This is a genomic window from Streptococcus sp. HF-1907, assembly GCF_015594605.1.
Taxonomy (GTDB): Bacteria; Bacillota; Bacilli; order Lactobacillales; family Streptococcaceae; genus Streptococcus.
On record NZ_JADNQT010000012.1, the window covers coordinates 12720 to 33303 of the forward strand.

A 20584-nucleotide genomic window follows, 5' to 3' on the forward strand; every position below is an offset into this window, starting at 1 on the left:
TTTCTATAATTTAACCCATTTCAAACGAAGGGCATTGAGAATAACAGACACTGAACTAAAGCCCATAGCGAGACCCGCCAGCATTGGATTGAGAAGTGGTCCGCCAAAGAGGTAGAGCACGCCCATAGCCACCGGAATGGCTAGCACATTGTAGAAGAAAGCCCAGAAGAGGTTCTCCTTAATAATTCTAAGCGTTTTTCGACTAATGGTCAAACTTTTAACCACATCTGAGAGCTCAGGCTTCATGAGAATCACATCCGCAGACTCGATAGCAATGTCAGTCCCAGACCCCATGGCAATCCCGATATCAGCACTGGCAAGCGCAGGCGCATCATTGATACCATCGCCCACCATAGCGACTTTTCTATCCTGACCTTTCAGGTCAAGAATGGCTTGCGCTTTCTCATCAGGTAACACATCTGAGATAACTTGATTGATACCTAGTTGACTAGCGATGGCTGACGCAGTTGCCGCATTATCGCCCGTCAACATGACCACATCAATTCCCAATGATTGCAGTTTGGCAACCGTCGCCTGACTGTCAGCCTTGACCTGGTCAGCAAGACTAATCACCCCAAGCAGATGCTCAGCTTTCCCGACATAAATCGGCGTTTGACCCAGCTTAGCAGCTGTCTCAACAATGGCTTTAGCGCTGCTAGTATCAATCTTTTGATCCGCCATCAACTTGCCATTACCGACATAGATGGTCTGTCCAGCAAGTGTCGCTTTGAGACCTAGACCTGTTAGAGACTGGAAGTCGCTAGCTTCTTCAAGCGCCAGCCCATTTTCCACAGCCTTGTCAACAATAGCTTGGCTAAGCGGATGCTCAGAGAGTTTTTCCACAGAGGCGACCTTGGTCAATAGCTCTGCTTCGGTCATATCAGAGGCATGGACAGCAACAACCTCAGGCTTACCTTGAGTCAAAGTCCCGGTCTTGTCAAAGACGATAGTGTCCACATGGTGGGCTGTCTCAAGGCTATCGCCACCTTTGAAGAGGATACCGTTTTCAGCTGCGCGTCCACTACCCACCAAGATAGCTGTCGGAGTCGCAAGTCCAAGAGCACAAGGACAGGCGATAACCAGCACCGCGATGGCAATCTTGAGAGAGAAGATAAAGGTTTGCCCCATGATGAAGAACCAGAAGAGACCTGCGATTAGCGCGATAGTCATGACAACTGGCACAAAGACACCAGACACTTTGTCAGCAATATTAGCAATCGGTGCCTTAGTTGATTGAGCATCTTCAACTAGCTTGATAATCTGTGATAGCATGGAGTCGCTACCGATTTTCTCAGTGCGAATCTTGAGGGCGCCTTGACCGTTGATGGAGGCACCGTAAACTTGACTATCCACGGTTTTATCCACAGGGAGGCTTTCCCCTGTCAGCATAGATTCGTCAATGGCTGACTGCCCTTCGATGACAATCCCGTCAACGGGAACTTTTTCCCCAGGTTTAACCATAACAATGTCGCCGACTTGGACTTGCTCGATTGGGAGCGACAGCTCTTGTCCATCACGGATAACACGTGCTTCCTTGGCAGACAGCGTCAGCAATTTTTCAATAGCCGCAGAAGTCCGTCCCTTAGAAAGGGTTTCAAAATACTTGCCCAGCGTAATCAAGGTCAAAATGACCGCCACAGACTCAAAGTAAAGGTCGTGCACATGATGCCCATGCCCCAAGATGACATGATAGAGGCCGAAAAGGCTGTAAATGAAGGCTGCGCTGGTTGCTACCGCAACCAAGGAATCCATGTTTGGATGCCCCTTAAAGAGAGAGCGCAAGCCATTTTCATAAAACATGCGACCAAAATACATAACAGGAAGCGTCAAGACCAATTCAAGCACAGCCACCGTCAAGGGTGCTTGACTAGCCTGCAAGAATGGCGGCAACCACAAGCCCATCATGCCGCCCATAGAAATGTATAAAAGCGGAATGGCAAAGACCGCTGAAAGCCAGAAGCGATGCCACATCTTATGGGTCGCCGTGCTGTGACGCTCCTGCTGACTTTGGGCTTGCTCAGGGTCATAGACCGTCGCACCGTAGCCAGCGTCAGCCACTGCTTTTTCAATCTCAGCCTCAGAAATTAAATCTGGGTCAAAATCCACCGCCATCTTTTCCGTCGTCAAGTTAACCACAGCCTTGTCCACATGCGCCAACTTATTGACCGCCTTTTCCACAGTCAGGGCACAGGAGGCACAGGTCATGCCGTCAATTACGAAAGTTTCCTCTTTAGTTGCCATGAAGAACCTCGCTTTCTAAATGCTCTTTATCTTTAAATACTGATTTTGATATTTTCTCAAGTAGTGCGGACGTAAGTAACCTCCTTTGCTTTTTCGTTTTTAGGCTCAGGCAGTAACAGTCCACTGGACTGTTACTCTCTCAAAGATTCCGTTATCAGTGACGCTGACAGCGTCACTGATAATCCCACTACGGCAAGTTTGGCTCACTTCGTTCGCTCTTATCTATAATGTTTTCGCGCTTACGAAACAAGCCTAGGTCTTTTGAGTTTAAATTAGTTTAAATGCTCCTTGCACTTGCATTGACCGAGGACACAGTCGCAGACGACCTTATCCACAGCGCTAGCTTTTTTCTTTTCTAAAAGTAATTGCAGAGCTGAAATATCAGCCTCAGTCATGGGACGGTCAGCTAGCAAGTGCTCCAAGATTGCTACGTGCTTGGTCCGGCAGAATTTGCTAAAAACTTCATCAACCTGCTCAGCCATAGCATCGGATTCCGCAAGCAGAGCTGAATAGATGAAGCCCTTACCGATCTTGCTTGTCGCTAAGTAACCCTTGTCCACCAGGCGCTTGAGCAGAGTCTTGACTGTCGAAGCCGACCAATTATTCTTGGCACCTAGAACTGTTAGAATATCACCGCTAGTCGCCTGACCCTTGGTCCAAACCACGCGCATAATATCCCATTCCGCATTTGAAATTGCCATGCTAGAAACTCCTTTTGTTTATGTTTGTAGATTTATTATAAACCTATCGTTTACGTTTGTCAACAGTAAAAGTCGCTTGATGAGAAATAAAATGATTTTTCAGCTCCTATGCAATCCGCCAAGTCCTTGCTGGGCTCGGTCTGGCATATCTTTAGGTATTTTCTTTAGCTTGATTGGCCGCTCTAACCGACTTAGCATGGGGCTGACTAGCAACTTTGTCCGCCATCTGCTTGCCTCCCTGTATTGTAAGGTTCAGAAGGTCCATAGCTCGGATGCCCTCAATAGCACCCGCCCCAAGCGCCAGATAGGCGCCAGACTTGCGGTAGCCATTTGGCATTTCGGTGGTCCCTCCATTTTTCCCCTACATTTTTAGAGGCGCATCACTGACTCAGGCGCTCTTCTCCCAGATGAGCCCGACGCTTCTCTTGATTTTTTAGCAAAATAGCAGAGCAGAGTCTTCATTTCTCAAGCTGATAACCTGACTCCCCAGGGAACTGACCTGAACCACATGCCGAACAGACAAAACCCTCGGGGGTCCCGAGCAGAACCACACGTCGGACAGACAAAACCTTCGGAGAACTGACCTGAATTACATGGCAGGCAAGCAAATTCCCCGGGAAACTGACCCGAATCACACATCAGACAGACAACTTCCCCGAGGAACTGACCTAAATCAAACAACAAACGAGTCATACCATCTATCTAACTAAAATCACACCTTAAACAGGCTAATGCACCGTGTATCTGAACAGAACTACATGGTGGACAAACCAGTAACCGTTTATCTGAGAGATGAGTAGGTCAAAAGTCTATTGCCCACTTAACCAATAAAGAATACCGCTCCTCCTTTTCTCGCCAAAACCACCGTAAGCAAGGAAAGGACTAGAATAGCTTTTTGTAAGACCATAGGCAAGTCTTTCTTGACAAGTTTAACAACTGATTTCTAGAACGTTTTTAGCAAAAAAATAAGAGGTTGAGACAAAAATCACAACCTTTTCGTACGGACTAATTGTGAGTCGCAGTGTTGAGTGGCATCAAAGCACTGATAAATCAGCACTTAGAGACCTACTCAACTGTGCGGAGGTGGGACAACGGAATCGAAGACTTCGTCTTACCGATTTCTGTCCCACTCTCTTGAAAAACTACCAACTTAGGCCATTTGTCCGCCCAATTTTTCTTAGCCATTCGTGCTCGGTAAACAGCCATCCGCTCTTCATTGCCTGCAAAGCTAGGCGTCGGGCGGACTTCAAAATTGACAATATCCTCAGCGCCATAAGGTAGAAAAAGCTCCACGTCGCCATCATGAAGTCTGGCACCGATAGCCGTGCAGCGCTCTGGAAATCTGGCAATGGCATCGCAGGCTGACGCGTACCTATCAGCGCCAGGGGTATGGATGTTCATGTAGACTTCATTCTTAACTTCCCACTTGTAGTGTGGATAAGCTGCTCGCAAGTTCTGCTCGATGGCAAGCGTCTCCTCATAAGTCACTTGGGGGTCGTAGAAAACCACATCCACATCGGTCTCCTCGTCAAAATCCTCTCGGCCCGACAAATGGTTCCAGACCATATTTCGCAAAAGACCCGCTGCTAGCCAGCAATCCCTCAATTCTAAATCAGCGATGATTTGCAGGATGGTCATGATGTCTTGGTTGTTTTCGATTAGCGATTTAATGTCCATGGCTGCGCTCCTCTTCTGCTACGATAGCGGCAATCTGGTCTAGGCTGTCAAGGAAAATCACCTTGTCACGCTCAACTGCCGTGATGAAGCCCTGCGCCAGCATATTGTCAAATAAATCCCGCAAGCTATCGTAAAAACCAGCCATGTTGTAGAGGATGATGGGTTGGGTCAGCTGGTCGAGGCGGGCCATGGAGATAATCTCGCTAATCTCCTCCAGCGTCCCAGGACCACCAGGAAGAGCGATGAAGAGATCGGCCTGCTCTCGCAAAAGTTGCTTGCGCTCGGTCATATCCTCCACCTCAATTAGGTGAGTCAAGCCGGTATGCTCAATCTCACGCGCTTTGAGAAAGGTCGGAATAATCCCCGTCACCTGACCACCAGCAGCCAAGCTACTGTCTGCCAAAATGCCCATGAGTCCCTGGTCACTCCCGCCATAAATCAGCACATGACCCTCACGACCAAGCCAAGTCCCAAGCTCAGCCGTCAAAGCTCTAAAGCTCACATCTGCTCCCAGATGGGAAGCCAAATATACTGTTATTTTCATCTTCTTCACCTCATTTATAACCTAGTATAGCACAAAAAAGTCATCGAGGTTGCCCTCGATGACTGTTGCTTATTTCTTATCCAAATTGCGGAGCATTTCGTCAATTTTGTTTCCATATTCAATGGATTCGTCTTTAACGAATTGCAAATCTGGGATTTTGTACATGGTCAAGTTGCGACCGAGTTCACGTTTGATAGTACCTGTCGCTTTTTCCAAACCAATTTGTGCCTTTTGATTATCAGAAGCAAGGGTTGAATGGATAGTGTAGAACACTTTAGCCATTGATAGGTCACCCAACATTTGAACGTCGGTGATGGTCACATCTTGAACACGTGGGTCACGAACCTTGAGACGCAAGATTTCGTTGACTTCACGTTTAATTTCCATCCCAACACGGTCAACACGATGATTAGCCATAGGACTTTCCTTTCTTATTAGTCTAATAAACCGAAAGCTAGGACCAGCCTAGCTCTCAGATTCTATTTATTTCTCGTTATATGAAACTTAGTGCAACGCATAGGCAAGAGCCCATAGGGTTTGCCATATAACGCCTAGAAACTTTAACTTCAATGTTTACTTGCGTTTCGACGCTTTCAAGGTTTGTTCGATAATAACAAACCTTGAAAGCTAGTGTAACGCATAGGCAAAGCCCTATAGGGTTTGCCGTGTAACAACTAGAAGCTTTAGCTTCAGATGTTACTTGCGTTCAATTTCTTCCATAACATAAGCTTCGATGGTATCGTCCACTTTAAGGTCGTTGTAGTTTTCAATCATCAAACCACCTTCTTGGGCATTACCAACTTCTTTGACATCATCTTTGTAATGTTTAAGGCTGGCAAGTTTGCCGTCGAAGACAACGACACCGTCACGGATAACACGAACGCTTGAATCGCGAGTGACTTTACCGCTAAGCACCATGAATCCACCAATAGTTCCCACTTTAGAAACTTTGAATGTTTCACGGATAACAGCTTCACCAATGATTTTTTCTTCGAATTCTGGGTCAAGCATACCTTTCATGGCGTCCTCAACTTCTTCAATCACTTTGTAGATGATTGAGTGCAAACGAATTTCAACATCATCAGCTTCCGCTTGTTGACGAGCTTGCGGTGTAGGGCGAACGTTGAAACCGATGATAACAGCGTTTGACGCTTCCGCAAGAGTCACGTCAGATTCGTTGATAGCACCAACAGCTGAGTGAACAACGTTGACTTTAACGCCTTCAACATCAATCTTAAGGAGTGATGCAGCAAGGGCTTCGACAGAACCTTGGACGTCTGCCTTGATGATAACGTCAACGGATTTGACTTCACCAGCTTTAAGAGTATCAAAGAGGTTTTCAAGTGAGACGCGTTGTGTATTTTGACGTTGTTTCATCAAAGCACGTTTAGCACGTTCTTCACCAGCTGCACGCGCAGCTTTTTCATCTTCATAAACCGCAAAGTGGTCACCCGCCATAGGCGCTTCGTTCAAACCAGTGATTGAAACCGGTGTAGATGGTCCAGCAGTTTTGACACGGCGACCAAGGTCGTTTGTCATAGCACGGACACGTCCAAATGTATTACCAACAACGATTGGGTCTTGAACGTTCAAAGTCCCTTGTTGAACAAGAAGAGTGGCAACCGCACCTTTACCTTTATCAAGACGAGCTTCGATAACGGTACCGATAGCACGAACTGTTGGGTCAGCTTTGAGTTCTTCCATTTCAGCAACCAGAAGGACTGTTTCAAGCAATTCTTCGATGTTTTGGCCGAACTTAGCTGAGATTTCAACGAACTCAGACTCGCCGCCCCAGGCAGTTGAAATAACACCATGCTCTGCCAATTCTCCGATAACACGCTCAGGATTTGCACCTGGTTTATCGATCTTATTGATGGCAACGATGATTGGAACACCAGCTGCTTTTGAGTGGTTGATGGCTTCGATTGTCTGTGGCATAACACCGTCGTCAGCGGCAACGATAAGAATAGTGATATCTGTTACAGACGCACCACGCGCACGCATTGATGTGAAGGCCGCGTGACCAGGCGTATCCAAGAAGGTAATTTTCTTACCGTTTTCTTCGATTTGGTAGGCACCGATATGCTGAGTGATACCACCCGCTTCACCAGTCGCAACACGAGAATTACGAAGAGTGTCAAGAAGAGTTGTTTTACCGTGGTCAACGTGTCCCATGATGGTAACAACTGGCGGACGCTCAGTCATTTTCTCTGGGTCAAGGTAGCCCTCTTCAGCAAAGAAGCGCTCGATATCGGCCTCATCGACTTCAACCTTCTTATGAGCTTCAATACCGTAATCTACCATAAGGAGCTCGATAGTATCAGCATCCAAAGATTGGTTTTGAGTGGCCATAACGCCCATCATGAAGAGTTTTTTAACGATTTCTGCAGGCTCACGCTTGATACGTTTTGCGATTTCAGCAACCGTCATCCCTTCTGTATATTCAAATTCTTTTGGCAATTCATGGAACTTACGCTCAGTTACTGGTTTTGGAGCACCATTTTTATTACCACGTTTATTTTTCTTGTTATTATTCCAGTTACTATTCCTTTGATTTCTCACTTGGTTTTGATTATTCCACTTTTTATTCTTATTTTGCTTAGGTCCATCTTCATTGTCACGCGTAAAATCACGAGATTTTTCAGGACGATTAGCTTTCTTACGACGCGTATCGGAAGGTTTACTTTCTGTAGCAACAGCTGGCGCTGGTTTACTTGCGACAGGCTTAGCCGCCACAGTAGGTTTTGCAGCCTGAGTCTTAGCTTCTTCTTGAGCTTTCAAGTTAGCCTGTTTGGCTGCCTCTTGTTCACGAACCTGACGGCGCTTCGCTTCTTGTTCCTGATGGAAACGTTCTTCACTACTACGTGAATACTCAGCGTTTTGCTCAGCCTTCAAAGCTGCTGCACGCGCCTTGAAGTCGATACGCACACCAGTAGCTTGTTGGTTCCGAGTTTGCTGTTGATTGCGGTTGTCAAAACGACCTTGTCTACCATTTTGACGGTTGCCATTCTGACGATTGTCTTGACGACCACTGTTTCCGTTTGAACGGTTTTGACCTTGATTACGACGGTCTTGCTTGTTACGGTTGTCACGGCGATTATCGTTTGACTTACCATTGTTGCGATTGCCACCATTATTTTGACGTCGCTCTACTTCTGCCTTAGCGCGCGCTTCACGTTCTGCCTTGAAATTACGGCTTTGAGGTTTTACTTTAGGAGCTTCGACAGCTTTAGCTTCTTGAGCTGGCGCTGGTTTTGGAGCCTCTTTTGCCTCTACTTTTGGCGCAGCCACCTTTTCAGTTTTACTTGCTACCACTTTTTCTGCTTTTGCAGGAGCACCAAAGCTAGCCACAATACGTTTGGCATCACTTTCTTCTACGCTTGAAGCATGGCTCTTGACCGCAAGACCCAATGATTGAGCCTTCTCAACCACTTCCTTGCTAGTTTTGCCAATTTCCTTAGCGATTTCATGTAATCTTTTCTTCGACAATTGATGTCCTCCTATTCTGTTATGCCATAAGAGTCCTCATTTTCTTTGAAAATCCAGCGTCTGCGATAGCTACCACCTTGCGTGGTTTACCAAGCGCAGCACTCAATTCCAGTGTTGAAAACACTGTGGAGACTTCTGTTTGATAATAACTACTTTTATCAGTTACTTTTTTGGTCAAATTTGGCCCTGCGTCATTAGCAAGAAAGACTAGAGACACTTGCTGGTGCTGAATAGCTTTGACCACCAACTCCTCTCCAGAAATAACCTTCCCTGCTTTTTGCGCAAGTCCGATGAAATTTGATAATTTTTCTAAATTAGTCAAGGCCTAACTCTCTTCTTTTGACTTTGTGATCAACATAGGCAATCAATTCATCATAAAATTCATCTGAAACTTCCATTGAAAAACTACGATCAAAGACACGGCGTTTTTTAGCCTGCTGTGCTTCGTCGTTGTCTAACTTGATGTAAGCTCCGCGACCATTTTGCTTTCCAGTTGGATCAATGAAAACTTGTCCTTCCTTGTTCTTCACGATACGAAGGAGGTCACGCTTATCAATGACTTCACCAGAAACAACTGATTTTCTTAAAGGTATTTTCTTTGTTTTAGCCATGAAACACCTCTCTCATGTGCCTTATTCTGCGTCTTCTGAAACAGCTTCTTCAACAACGTCTACAGCAACTGGTTCAACCGCTTCTGTTTCAATTGTTTCTGATTCGACAAATTCAGGTGCAACTTCTGCCTGCGCAGCTTTTTCAGCTTCTAATTTTTCATATTCCGACGCTGATTTGATATCAATGCGGTATCCTGTCAAATGAGCTGCCAAACGTACGTTTTGACCGCGACGTCCGATAGCAAGAGACAATTTATTGTCAGGAACAACAACTGTTGCACGTTTTGAATCTTCATCATCGAAGAGAACCATGTCAACTTCCGCTGGCGCAATCGCATTGTAGATGAATTCAGCTGGATCTTCAACCCATTGGATAACGTCGATATTTTCTTCAACTGGGATTTCCACGCCCGTCTTAGCATCGATACGTTTTGGATGGAAGTTGCTGATAACTTTCTTGATGTTGCTTCCGCCACGACCAACGATGGTACCAATAGCATCAACGTTTGGATTGTGACTGCGAACAGCGACCTTAGTACGGTCACCAGCTTCGCGAGAAACGCTCATGATTTCAACTGTTCCATCAAAGACTTCAGGAATTTCACGTTCCATGATGCGTTTGATAAATTCTGGATGGCTGCGGCTTACAAAAACATTAACCCCTTTAGGATTGTTTTCAACTTTGTAAACATAAACATCAATCATATCATGCGATTTGAAAGTTTCACCAGGAATTTGATCTTGATGAGACAATTGTGCTTCAAGTGAACCAAGGTTAACATAGATAAAACGTTGGTCAAAACGTTCAACTGTACCAGTCATGATTTCACCTTCATGTTGTTTGTACTCGTTGAAAGTCACTTCACGTATTTGACGGCGCATTTTTTCCATGATGGTTTGCTTAGCAGATTGTGCAGCCACACGACCAAATTCTGTCACAGACTCTTCAAAGCGAATTTTATCGCCAAGCTCATAAGCAGAGCTGATTTTTAAAGCATCTGACAAGCTGATTTCCAAACGGCTATCAAAAACTTCATCGACAACTTCACGAACGGTATAAACTTTAAAGTCAGCTTTCTTTTCGTCAAACTCGATGACACAAGATTCTGATTGGCCATAACGACGTTTGTAGGCTGATTTCAAAGATTCTGTAACCGCATCAATGATATCATCTTTGTTAATGTGTTTTTCTTCTTCCAAAATACGGAAGGCTTCTAGCATTTCTTTGCTCATAGTGTCCATTCTTGCCCAGCAAGAATCTTCCTTTCTTAAAGTTTAACTGCAAGACGGGCTTTTGCAACCGTCTGATAGGGAATTTCTACAGTTTTGTGACGTGTTTTATCTAGGTAGTCAATGGTCAAGGTTTCACCATCAAAAGCAACCAAGTCACCTTCAAATATTTTCACTTTATTGATAGCCTTGTAGAGACTAACATTGACATAAGAACCCACAGCATTCTCAAGCGCTTCAGCCGTTTTAAGCGGACGCTCCAAACCAGGACTTGAAACCTCAAGCATGTATTGTTCAGGGAATGGGTCAGGCTTAATCGTATCCAACAACGGACTAATGATGTCTGTCAAATCAGCCGTATCATTAACAGTGATGCCACCTGGTTTATCAACCAAGATGCTCAAGACATAATCGCCACCCATTTTTTCATACTCGATATCAACCAATTCAAACGGTGCCTCAATAGCAGGAGCTACCACCTCGGTTACAATATCGATAAGAGATTGATTTGCGATAATAATACCCTCATCTTTCTAGTTTACATCAGTTGTAAACAAGTTTAACCATTTACTTTCAAAACAGGACCTGCAAACGAAGTGAGCACAAACCGATACTTTTCGCCGTGGTGAAACGACTAGAAGCAAATCATTGCTTCTAGTCACGGAAAAATTGAGACCTTAGACTCAATTTTTAGCAATGGAACATCGAATGGGGTTTGCTTGCGTCCGCCACCACCTAAGAAAAGTATCATAAACTGTTTTAAAAGAAAATACACACATAAGAGGCGAAGTTATAACTCCGCCCCTCTCTGTATTATTTAAATTTATTATAGCACAATTTTATGAAATCACAAATAAAAAGTTTTTACCTACTCAATGAAAGCATCTCTTTGGTACTATGAAGTCCTGTAGAATAGGTTTTACCAAAGGTTTTCTTACTCATAGCACCAAAAGTATAGTGGCTATCCAAAATCAGAACTTGATCATAGTTTTTAAGAAGTTTTTTGAACTGACTCGTACTTAGCATGAAATTTTCACGAGCATCAACGTGTGCATCCCACAAGTAATATCGCGTGGCATACTGGATGAAGTAATTCTCTACATTTGTCCGATCAGCACTAACAACAAGAACTTTCTTAACTGATTCTCGCTGACGATCACCGACAATCTTTTTAATTTTTTGTGATACGTTGTGACTTGATTTTCGATTATTGAACTGGATGCCATTGTTTTCTGATAGCAACATACCAATTGTAAAAAAGAGTAAAATTAAGCTACTATTTTGGTACAATCGTTTTGTCGTTAAACTCTTGAAGCTCCTGATATTACGACGCTGAATATTTTGCTCAACCAAGCAATAGTCCATTTCTCTCACAAGTATCATCATGACAAATCCCAATACAAAAATAACGATACTTGAAGCATAACGCTCGAAACCAGCCAACTCTAAAGCTTCATTTTTAGGCATGGCCACTAAATACATCAACCAAATGCCAACGTAATAAGTTATCAAAATAAGATTCGATAATAGCCAACTAAAAAGAACCCGTTTTGGTCTCTTAAGAAAAAATCCTATAACAATTACTGCAATCAAGCAAACAATATTGATGAACATAATACCATGCAAAGCTAAACTGTTAAGACTAAATGTTACCTTTACAAAATTCATCGTAATATCTCTTGCAACAGTGGTCATGTGCCCTGAAAATATTCCCAATAATTCACTAGAAGAAATAGCGTGCTTAGCTTTACTAGCATTTTCAAAATGCTCTGAAACATGCCAACGCCATAAAACATTAGAGATAAAACTCATCAAAATTGTTACACTTATCAGGTAAGTCTGAGACCACACCAAGCGTCTTCTTCTCAACAATCGAAAAGCTAAAACAGTATAAATGACCATACCAATGACTACAAAAAATAGCCCGCTGGTCTTGACAATACTCAAAACTCCAAGAATAACTGCGGTATTTAAAGATAGAGGAAGAAATCCATCTTTATGAGCGATAAACCCTCCGACCACAGCCAACATCAGTGCTGGTATGAGAAAATCAACCAAAAGATTATTCAAGCGAATCGCTATATTTAAATAGTTAAAGATAGCAAGAGTTGAAAAAAGCAATAGCACCATCAACATTCGACGACTATCTCGTAATGAAGCAAAAATACCGTACAAAGCTGACAAAATCAGAATAAACTATCCTAGCAACATACTGCCATCTGAAAAGCCAACTAAAGTTGTAAAGTAATATAAAAATAGTGAGCTACCAACAGGATAGTCATAATAGCCAATAATGGCATCCGTCTGTTCTGGCAAAGTATTATTTAAATGTAAAAATTTAACAATGGTCGCCCAATGCGTAAAATTATCATAATGCAACAAGGGAGACTGCCAAAGCGTTATTCCAAAAAGCAAAAGATATAGCAGCATCCCCAGTGCAACAGCGTCCAATTTTTTGAGTCTAATTTTTTTGCGTAATATTGCTATCCCATAATAAATACTTATTCCAATCCCCAAAATAGCAATTAACCACACAGAGGGTAACAGAAACCCACACAAGCTAGCTAAATAAATCACTAAAATAATACTTGAGAAGGTGACAATCCACTTCAACCTCCGATTAATCCGAAAATGACTTTCTACTAATTTAGCGTAGCCACATACCGAAAGTAAAAAGACTACCAATCGCAATAATGTTAGGAAATACATACTCTTCCTTTCCATGATGATGTAACCTTTTTGAATTGAGAAAGACGGACTAACTTATCGATATTTGTAATTTGATAAAGGCTCTCATCATATTCTTCACTGTATTTGACAAACTTAAGTTCTAATGGCAACTCTCTATAGTTAATTAAACTAATTTGACCAGCTTGCTCTTCTTTGCTAGGTTGTCCTAAAATTGTGATATATTCAAAATCAGTCACTGATACAAAACGTTCTTCCTGTTTATACTTGATCATCTCATTGACTGCTATTAAGGGGAAAACAGCGCTATAGGTAGCGATATCATGCTCAGAGACAAATAAGCGCCTATTGATATTTTCAAATAAATCGTCAAGCACTGTCATCCAGGTATCTCTCTCGCTAGGTAGGTAGTGATTAATACGGTCGTAAATGTATTGAAAGAACTCCCGCTTTTGACTTTCGGGAATGTCAATAAACTGCACGCCATAATACCAGCCATCCTCTCCAGTGTAAACACGAACAATTTTAGCATCCAGCTTGGCCTGATAATGAGAGGATTTCAAAAGCAAGGTTAATATTGTCTTTTTAGGAAAATACAGAGGAATCTGAGTTAAAAATGAAGCCCCTGTCTCAGAAATATTTGACAACTGAACATCATATTTTTCACCCAAAGCCTCAACGACCATTGGATCTTTTACTTTAAACCGTTCACTTTGCCTATAAATTGGTCTCCCCAAGGAACAGAAAATAGCAAATGTTAAATTCGTAATGTGATGAATCAACCAAAAGCTAATGACACTTCCGTAAAAAAGTTCCGATCCAAATTTACCATAGTTAAAACTAATCAATCCGTAGACAGATAACCCCCAAAAGATAATGTATGGTAGTGCATACATCCATTCCCAACGAGAACTTTCTTTTCCCTTTTTGGTAACCTTAAATTTCTTCTCACTAATACCAAAAGCCTCTAAAAAGAGAGGGAGCACCAAGTAAGGCGCCAAAATAGTTTCAACAACTTCCCCCAAAATTTGTGTCCTGTACTGAGTCGTCACATCGATCATTGATAGTCGCGTCAACACATAACTTGGTAGCCAGAAAAACAAAAGCAACCAAACATTAGCAACAACCACCCTAACATGAAACACCGTAAATAAAATCGGTGCACAAATATATAAAAGTCTTCTAAAAAAAGACCACCAATATAAATAACCATTGATATATACGATTTTTTGAGAAAGTGACAATTTCGGATTCAAAAAAATATTCGTATTATAGCTACTACGGATAACACCTCGTCCCCATCGAATTCGTTGCTTAATAACGCTCTTGAAATCAGTCGGTGTTAAACCACTAGCCATCTGCTCAGTCGTAGAAAAATTCACGTAACCCTTAGTATTCATACGAACACCAAGTTCAAAATCCTCTGTAATGGTATCTATTGGGAAACCACCTACCTCCTCAATTGCTTTACGATAAATAACCGTATTTGATCCCGTATAAACAGCTGCACCATGTGCATTGTTTAAAACATTGACCCCTTTTGAGAAAAAATCTTGTTCGTTCGGAAGCGTAGATTCTGGAAAAAGGTTAAATTGAAAAATATCGGCATTATAGAAGCTCTGCGGTGTTTGAATAAGCCCAATTTTCTGTTCAGGCTCTTCTTCATTTTTATCAGCTTCCAACTGTTTGACAAAGTAAGGAACAGACTCCATTAAAAAAGAACGATAGGGAATCATATCAGCATCAAAGGTAGCAACCAAAGGAGAGTTTGTTTGTTCCAAAGCATTATTTAAATTGCCTGACTTTGCATGCTTATTGTCGGCGAGACCGAAATAGCCAACGTTAAATTTTCTAGCTAAGTCAGCTACTTCTGGACGATTGGTATCGTCACAAATGTAAATATGTACCTTCTTTTTATCTGGGTAGTCCATATAAGTACAAGCATTTACTGTTTTGTAGAGTAAATCGACATCCTCATTGTGAGTTGCAATAAGAACGTCAATATCGGGATAGTCTTGTTCTAAAATTACCGGTTTCTCAAGTTGACTATTTTTTTGCTTATTCCAAATAATAATATAGGCTGTAAGCGATGAAATAAGCTCACTAAACCAAAAATAATCGAAAACAGTGAGTCATCCCAAGGGATAGTTCGCAAGATTCTCCATGACAAATAAAATACTGTCGTTACGAATGCAAAGAAATAAAGCAATCTCTGTCTTATCGTCATCTCTTCCCTCCATCAAAGACAAATGTCTTCTGTATATAATAACTTAAGAAGAACAAGAATCCATCAACAAGAATCTTGATTCCTGTAATTGGAAAGGTCCACCAACTTGACAACAAAGTGACCAGCACACTCGATAAGAAAATCTGAATCACTACTAATGAAAAATATTTGACCCAACTCAGGGAGTTTCCAGCTTTGAATGCTAGCTTATGGTTGATAAGAAAATTCGTAACAGAAGAAACTGCCCTAGACATAACAGATGCTAAGGTGATTGATTCTAAACTCACTCCCTTAAAAAGAGAGACTAAAATCGTAAACACAACAATGTCAACGAGAAAACTAAACACTGAAGATACGATGTATTTAAAAAATACTGCATAAATACGAATTGAATCACGAATAGCATGGAAATGCGAAGACTGATTATCATCTAAATAAATCGTCGTAATTGGTACTTCTAAAATAGCAATTCCATCTTCCTTAGCCTGCAAGAGCATGTTCATCTCAAACTCATAACGCTCCCCTTCAAGCTCAAACAAGGTTCTTAACCAGTGGTAAGGAATAACTCGTAAGCCAGTCTGAGTATCTGAGATAGCCATCCCTGTAAACGCTCCTAGAACATCCCTAGTTAGCAAATTCCCAAATTTGCTTCTCAGTGGGACATTCTCTTCAAAAACACGAACCCTTAAGACTAGACTATCTGGTGACTTCAAGAATGCCTCCAAGCACTTAATGGTATCTTCATAGGTATGCTGACCATCTGCATCAATTGTCACAATCCCCAGTGCATCTGGGAAATTCTCAAGAACAAAATCAATAGCTGTCTTGATAGCTCGTCCCTTTCCTTTATTGACAGAATGAGTCAGTACATAACAGCCAAACTTAGAAATCGTTTCCCTAAAAATATGAGAGTAAGCTTCCCCACTCCCATCGTCTATAAGTATAATATCAAACTGCGCTTGTTACTTGTCTCTAATTTGTGCTAAAAGCTCCAACAAACGTTGGTCCGGCTCATAGGACAGAATAACAATCTTTACATTTTTATAATCTTTACTCATCACTTTACCTTTCAACTTTCCTATCCGTTTTATGAATATACATGGCTTTATCTGCTTTCCCGTAAAAATCAATATAGGTTAGACCAGCATCGTAAGATTCTGTAAAAATACCGTAAGAAGTTGTGATTTCATAGGGATAGTCACACATCTTTCCTTGGATTAATTGAGCTAATAAACTTGCCTTAAAGTAGGAAACGTTAGGTAATAATATAGCACACTCATCCCCACCCAGTCTTGCAATGGTAGCATACGGTGGCATCGTTTCTTTCAATAATTCAGCAAAATCAACTAATACCTTGTTACCTGCTTGATGTCCATAAATATCGTTGACTTCTTTGAAACCATCCAAATCTGTAATAATCAGGGTAATTTTTTGACTTTTTCAATTATGCACTCTGTAAAAGCATTTTCCAAATAACGACGATTATACACTTGTGTCAATGGATCTGTGTTGCTTAAACATTGATTTTCGATATCTTTCTTTCGTTCATCTGTTACATCAAGAACTACACATGAGCCACCGATAATTGTCGAATTGTCATTATAAATTGGTGAATATAGACATTGCCAGTAAAGAACTTCACCCTTCTTTTCAATCTTATCTAAAACAGTAAAAGACTCTCCTGCCATAGCCCGAGAGAAATTACTCTTTAAAGCCTCTACTTCTTGTCCATCCATGATATCCAAAGGAGACTCACCCAGCCTTGGTGTAAAATCAAAATACTTCTCCATCATTCGAACATCATTTTTATTAATAGCTATGAACCGAAAGTCTAAATCAAGAGCATAGAGATTAATCTCTGCTGAACTTTCTAAAATATAGTCTGTCACCAAGAAATTTCTACTGGTCAAAAGAGAAAATGTCAACAGGACACAAAAAAATGGTAAATAAAATAAGGACTGCAATAAGATGGTAATCTCTGTATATCTGCTCATAAATAACAAGTATAAGCAGAAAAAGTGAAATGACCAATTCACTGAAGACGACAAAACCTCTATGCCTAGCCAGCGATAGCTTTAAGCTATTAATACTCATAAGATACATTCTCCTCAAAAGGACTGTAACCACTTATCAAATTTATAAATGTGAAACAATCACATTTCCCAAAAACATTGGTTAGGAACAGTAACCTTACTTCCTAATTGAAACTTTTTATTTGCATCTTTAGCAAACTATTTTAATTTTGAAATCATCATTTCACACTATATAATAAACAAAGGAGAGGAGGGGATTCGAACCCCCGAGCCCCGTTAAGGACTACACGCTTTCCAAGCGTGCGCACTCGACCACTATGCGACCTCTCCATAATTTCAAATTTCGGATATTCATTAGGATTATACTAAATATCAACTAGTATAGTTTGCCATATTCTATGAAAAAAAGCAACTAATCTAACTTTTTGTTATAATGTTCGGTTTTTCATATAATTCTTTTTCATGGTCTGTTCTAAACACCTTGAATCAAAATTCTTTTTCAACAAAAACGGAGGATGCCACCAAGGCTCCTCCGTCTATTGTGTTAGATAACAATTCAAATGATAAATGAACTGGTTGTTTTCAATCATTGGCTGAACAACCACAGCTAAGCTCATTAAAATTGAGCTTCTACTCGGTAGATGACTTGCCCTTTGTCTGAGAATTTTTTCTCGTACTCGGTCATGACATTGCCTTCATAATCACTAGCGTGTAAATCAAGCCATACTTGCTTAAGTGTCATGCCATATTGAGACATACTAGCCAAGCTGTATTCGAAGAGCCCACGATTATCTGTCTTGAAATGAATTTCACCATGCTCTGGCAAAATTTGCTTGTAAGTATCCAAGAAGGATTTGTAAGTCAAGCGACGTTTTTCATGACGTGTTTTTGGCCATGGGTCACTGAAATTGAGATAGAGTAAATCAATCTCACCATCCGCAAAATAATTAGTCAAACTTGACCCGTCAACCAAGAGCAGTCTAACATTTTCAGCACCACTATCCAAGACCTTGTCCAAGGCATAACTCAATACAGACAGCTGAATATCGATTCCGATATAGTTAATGTCTGGATTTTGGAGAGCCATCCCTGTAATGAAAGCCCCTTTCCCCGAACCGACTTCGATATGGATAGGATTATTATTTCCGAAAATGTCGTGCCAATGACCTTTAGCCTCTTCTGGATTTGAAATCACATAGTGAGGATTATTTTCCAAGTGCTCCTCGGCACCCTTACGTTTTCTTACTCGCATTATAACTTTCTAACTAATTCTCTAAACTGGCGCAAGCCATAGATTTCTTGATTGACATGGACCATATCACGCTTGTCAAAACACTTCACAATCTGAGACAAATATGAAAATTGACCATACCAAATAATCTTACTACGAACCTTGTCGTTATCCTTGTAGCCATAGTAGTGCAACCATTCATGCCAATGCATGCGCGGAATATAATGACTAAGCATGTAGGCCACATCATACATACGGTCGGTCAAACGCACTGAATCCCAGTCCACCAAATAAATCAAGCCACTGGTCGTAATCACCCAGTTGCTGTGCTTGATGTCACCATGAACAATGGTTGCGATGTCTGAACGAAATTCCGGCAAACTGCGCTTGAGTTCTGTCACGACAGATTGAAGGTAAGTATTATCTCGAATTTGTTGCGGAGCCTTTTTCTCCCAATCCATCAACAAATCATAAGGGTTTTCAATTTTATAATCCAACTGTAAAAGCTGGTTTACCAAGGGACGAGATTTGTGCAGACGCAACAAAATATGAACAATCTGCTTACTTCCCATATCTTCCTTGGTCAATGTCCGCCCATTGAGCCACTCTTGTGCACTCATGGTATCGCCATTACCAGTACGACGCGCCCACAATAACTGCGGTGCTATCTGTTCTTTAGCCAAAGCCGGCAAAATCGGTGTCGTATTAAATTTGACAAAGACACGTTCACCGTTTGGATAAGTACCAATAAAGGCCTTGCCACTCTTCCCGCGCAGGGGAGTCAGCGTCAAGTCCTGATTAGATGTTGCCACCACTTGTCCCTCCTTTACACATTTATTTTAGACGTTTATTCCTATTTTACTTGTTTTGACTCACTTAGTCAATCATCTTCTTCATTTTATATGGCAGATAAACCTCAGTCAAGACAATCGTAACCACCACTAGAAGAAGGATTGGTTTTAGGGAAAATAGAGCTAGCGCTTGAAGAACCACTAAGGAGTAGGCAATCAACCGAAGAAGATCCTGTAAATTGTTAACCTTCTGCACCCCAGAAATAGGATAGAGATGAACCATATACTGATAGTCAAAATGATTGAAGAGCGCCAGCAATTGGAACAACAAAAGATAATTAAAAATCAAAGCCAGGCCAGCACCAATCATCTTGCTACTAATCAAAACAATCAAAACCAGACTCAAAATGCCTAAACGAAGGGTCAAAGCTAGATAATCACCGCTCCGTAAAAAAGCACGCGCATAAAGATTAGACCACAAAGTCGCTTGAGTTTTAGATTGTCTCTTAAGAAGATCGTCCAAATAAGCACGGCGCTTAACGCTGGTTGAAATCCCCTTGACATTGGTAAAGAGAGCAAAGAATTTTAAAATAGATTGCTTGCGCTTTTGCTCATAGGCAATGGCAGCGTCCCAATCCAAACCAGATTCGGTATAAAACACACCACTCTTATGAGCAAAAATAAACCACTTCACTACCCCCAAAACCACTAGAAGCAACACGAACATTACGAGAGATAGACCGAGCTTAAGGAAAATCGGTGCTAAAAAGACTAAGAGTATCGTTTGAATAGCCGTCCAGACGACATAAGAGCGCGTCTTTGCTTTCCTAATCATTGCCAAAACTTCAGTTTCTTTAGGTAATAAAAATTGCTTGTCCGCAGGTTCTAAGTAAGTCCCAATGCGTCCTGCACCCAGTAACACAACTGTCATCAACACCAAAATCAAAATAATAGACCAATGATTCTTGGGAAAATTCCTGAGTAACTGGCTGTATTGCACCATCAAAAAACCAAACAAAAACACCAGTACCAAAACAAAATGGTCATTAAAAACATATCTCAGATACCTGCTGGTTTGCACTAGAAAAGCCGACCGGCGTTTTTGAAACACTTCTGTCATG

19 protein-coding genes, 1 tRNA gene and 2 pseudogenes are annotated in these 20584 nt (G+C 41.6%); all 22 read right to left on the minus strand.

The features are described from left to right. Nucleotides 1–3 precede the first annotated feature (3 nt). Nucleotides 4–2241, minus strand: a complete 2238-nt coding sequence (locus tag IYQ92_RS07140) for a heavy metal translocating P-type ATPase (protein ID WP_195676027.1) — start codon at nucleotides 2239–2241, stop codon at nucleotides 4–6. A 272-nt stretch (nucleotides 2242–2513) separates the two neighbouring features. Next, complete coding sequence (locus IYQ92_RS07145) at nucleotides 2514–2942, minus strand: CopY/TcrY family copper transport repressor (RefSeq protein ID WP_195676028.1); 429 nt, start codon at nucleotides 2940–2942, stop codon at nucleotides 2514–2516. 151 nt (nucleotides 2943–3093) lie between these two features. Then, the gene (locus tag IYQ92_RS07150; protein ID WP_195676029.1) at nucleotides 3094–3279 is read right to left on the minus strand and encodes a hypothetical protein; all 186 of its coding nucleotides are present in this window, start codon (nucleotides 3277–3279) and stop codon (nucleotides 3094–3096) included. Between the two features lie 728 nt (nucleotides 3280–4007). Further along, complete coding sequence (locus IYQ92_RS07155) at nucleotides 4008–4619, minus strand: nucleotidyltransferase family protein (RefSeq protein WP_195676030.1); 612 nt, start codon at nucleotides 4617–4619, stop codon at nucleotides 4008–4010. Further along, a complete protein-coding gene (locus IYQ92_RS07160; RefSeq protein WP_195676031.1) occupies nucleotides 4609–5163 on the minus strand; it encodes a TIGR00730 family Rossman fold protein in 555 nt (184 codons plus the stop codon). Before IYQ92_RS07160 ends, IYQ92_RS07155 begins: the two co-directional genes overlap by 11 nt. A gap of 69 nt (nucleotides 5164–5232) precedes the next feature. Further along, a complete protein-coding gene (gene rbfA, locus IYQ92_RS07165) occupies nucleotides 5233–5580 on the minus strand; it encodes a 30S ribosome-binding factor RbfA (RefSeq protein ID WP_229311340.1) in 348 nt (115 codons plus the stop codon). 279 nt (nucleotides 5581–5859) lie between these two features. Then, nucleotides 5860–7839 (minus strand): annotated as a pseudogene (gene infB, locus IYQ92_RS07170) (translation initiation factor IF-2); the annotation flags it as partial. Between the two features lie 137 nt (nucleotides 7840–7976). Continuing rightward, nucleotides 7977–8652 (minus strand): annotated as a pseudogene (locus IYQ92_RS10720) (translation initiation factor IF-2 N-terminal domain-containing protein); the annotation flags it as partial. A 19-nt stretch (nucleotides 8653–8671) separates the two neighbouring features. After that, nucleotides 8672–8974: a YlxQ-related RNA-binding protein gene (locus tag IYQ92_RS07175; RefSeq protein ID WP_195676033.1), complete on the minus strand. Its 303-nt coding sequence runs from the start codon at nucleotides 8972–8974 to the stop codon at nucleotides 8672–8674. Beyond that, entirely contained in the window at nucleotides 8967–9263 is a 297-nt protein-coding gene (rnpM, locus tag IYQ92_RS07180) for an RNase P modulator RnpM (protein ID WP_195676034.1), read from the minus strand. Before rnpM ends, IYQ92_RS07175 begins: the two co-directional genes overlap by 8 nt. Before the next feature lie 21 nt (nucleotides 9264–9284). Then, the gene (gene nusA / locus IYQ92_RS07185; RefSeq protein WP_324253069.1) at nucleotides 9285–10496 is read right to left on the minus strand and encodes a transcription termination factor NusA; all 1212 of its coding nucleotides are present in this window, start codon (nucleotides 10494–10496) and stop codon (nucleotides 9285–9287) included. Between the two features lie 35 nt (nucleotides 10497–10531). Next, the gene (gene rimP, locus IYQ92_RS07190; protein ID WP_195676075.1) at nucleotides 10532–11011 is read right to left on the minus strand and encodes a ribosome maturation factor RimP; all 480 of its coding nucleotides are present in this window, start codon (nucleotides 11009–11011) and stop codon (nucleotides 10532–10534) included. Between the two features lie 346 nt (nucleotides 11012–11357). Next, nucleotides 11358–12677, minus strand: a complete 1320-nt coding sequence (locus tag IYQ92_RS07195; RefSeq protein ID WP_229311341.1) for a hypothetical protein — start codon at nucleotides 12675–12677, stop codon at nucleotides 11358–11360. Between the two features lie 12 nt (nucleotides 12678–12689). Continuing rightward, complete coding sequence (locus IYQ92_RS10325; RefSeq protein WP_229311342.1) at nucleotides 12690–13106, minus strand: hypothetical protein; 417 nt, start codon at nucleotides 13104–13106, stop codon at nucleotides 12690–12692. A gap of 83 nt (nucleotides 13107–13189) precedes the next feature. Further along, nucleotides 13190–15277, minus strand: coding sequence for a glycosyltransferase family 2 protein (locus tag IYQ92_RS10630; protein ID WP_324253070.1), 2088 nt, complete (start codon nucleotides 15275–15277; stop codon nucleotides 13190–13192). A 127-nt stretch (nucleotides 15278–15404) separates the two neighbouring features. Beyond that, on the minus strand, nucleotides 15405–16355 hold the full coding sequence (locus IYQ92_RS10635) for a bifunctional glycosyltransferase family 2/GtrA family protein (RefSeq protein ID WP_324253071.1): 951 nt from the start codon (nucleotides 16353–16355) through the stop codon (nucleotides 15405–15407). 115 nt (nucleotides 16356–16470) lie between these two features. Next, nucleotides 16471–16815, minus strand: coding sequence for a GGDEF domain-containing protein (locus IYQ92_RS07210; RefSeq protein WP_195676036.1), 345 nt, complete (start codon nucleotides 16813–16815; stop codon nucleotides 16471–16473). 11 nt (nucleotides 16816–16826) lie between these two features. Further along, nucleotides 16827–17297, minus strand: coding sequence for a PAS domain-containing protein (locus IYQ92_RS07215; RefSeq protein ID WP_195676037.1), 471 nt, complete (start codon nucleotides 17295–17297; stop codon nucleotides 16827–16829). Nucleotides 17298–17684: 387 nt separating this feature from the next. Further along, a tRNA-Ser gene (locus IYQ92_RS07220) sits at nucleotides 17685–17771 on the minus strand. A gap of 286 nt (nucleotides 17772–18057) precedes the next feature. Next, nucleotides 18058–18693 carry a tRNA (guanosine(46)-N7)-methyltransferase TrmB gene (gene trmB, locus IYQ92_RS07225; RefSeq protein ID WP_195676038.1) on the minus strand — a complete coding sequence of 212 codons (636 nt, stop codon included), beginning with the start codon at nucleotides 18691–18693 and terminating at the stop codon, nucleotides 18058–18060. Beyond that, a complete protein-coding gene (ccrZ, locus tag IYQ92_RS07230; protein ID WP_195676039.1) occupies nucleotides 18693–19484 on the minus strand; it encodes a cell cycle regulator CcrZ in 792 nt (263 codons plus the stop codon). The genes trmB and ccrZ overlap by 1 nt, the downstream gene beginning before the upstream one ends. 64 nt (nucleotides 19485–19548) lie before the next feature. After that, the gene (locus tag IYQ92_RS07235; protein WP_195676040.1) at nucleotides 19549–20583 is read right to left on the minus strand and encodes an ABC transporter permease; all 1035 of its coding nucleotides are present in this window, start codon (nucleotides 20581–20583) and stop codon (nucleotides 19549–19551) included. Nucleotide 20584: the final 1 nt, after the last annotated feature.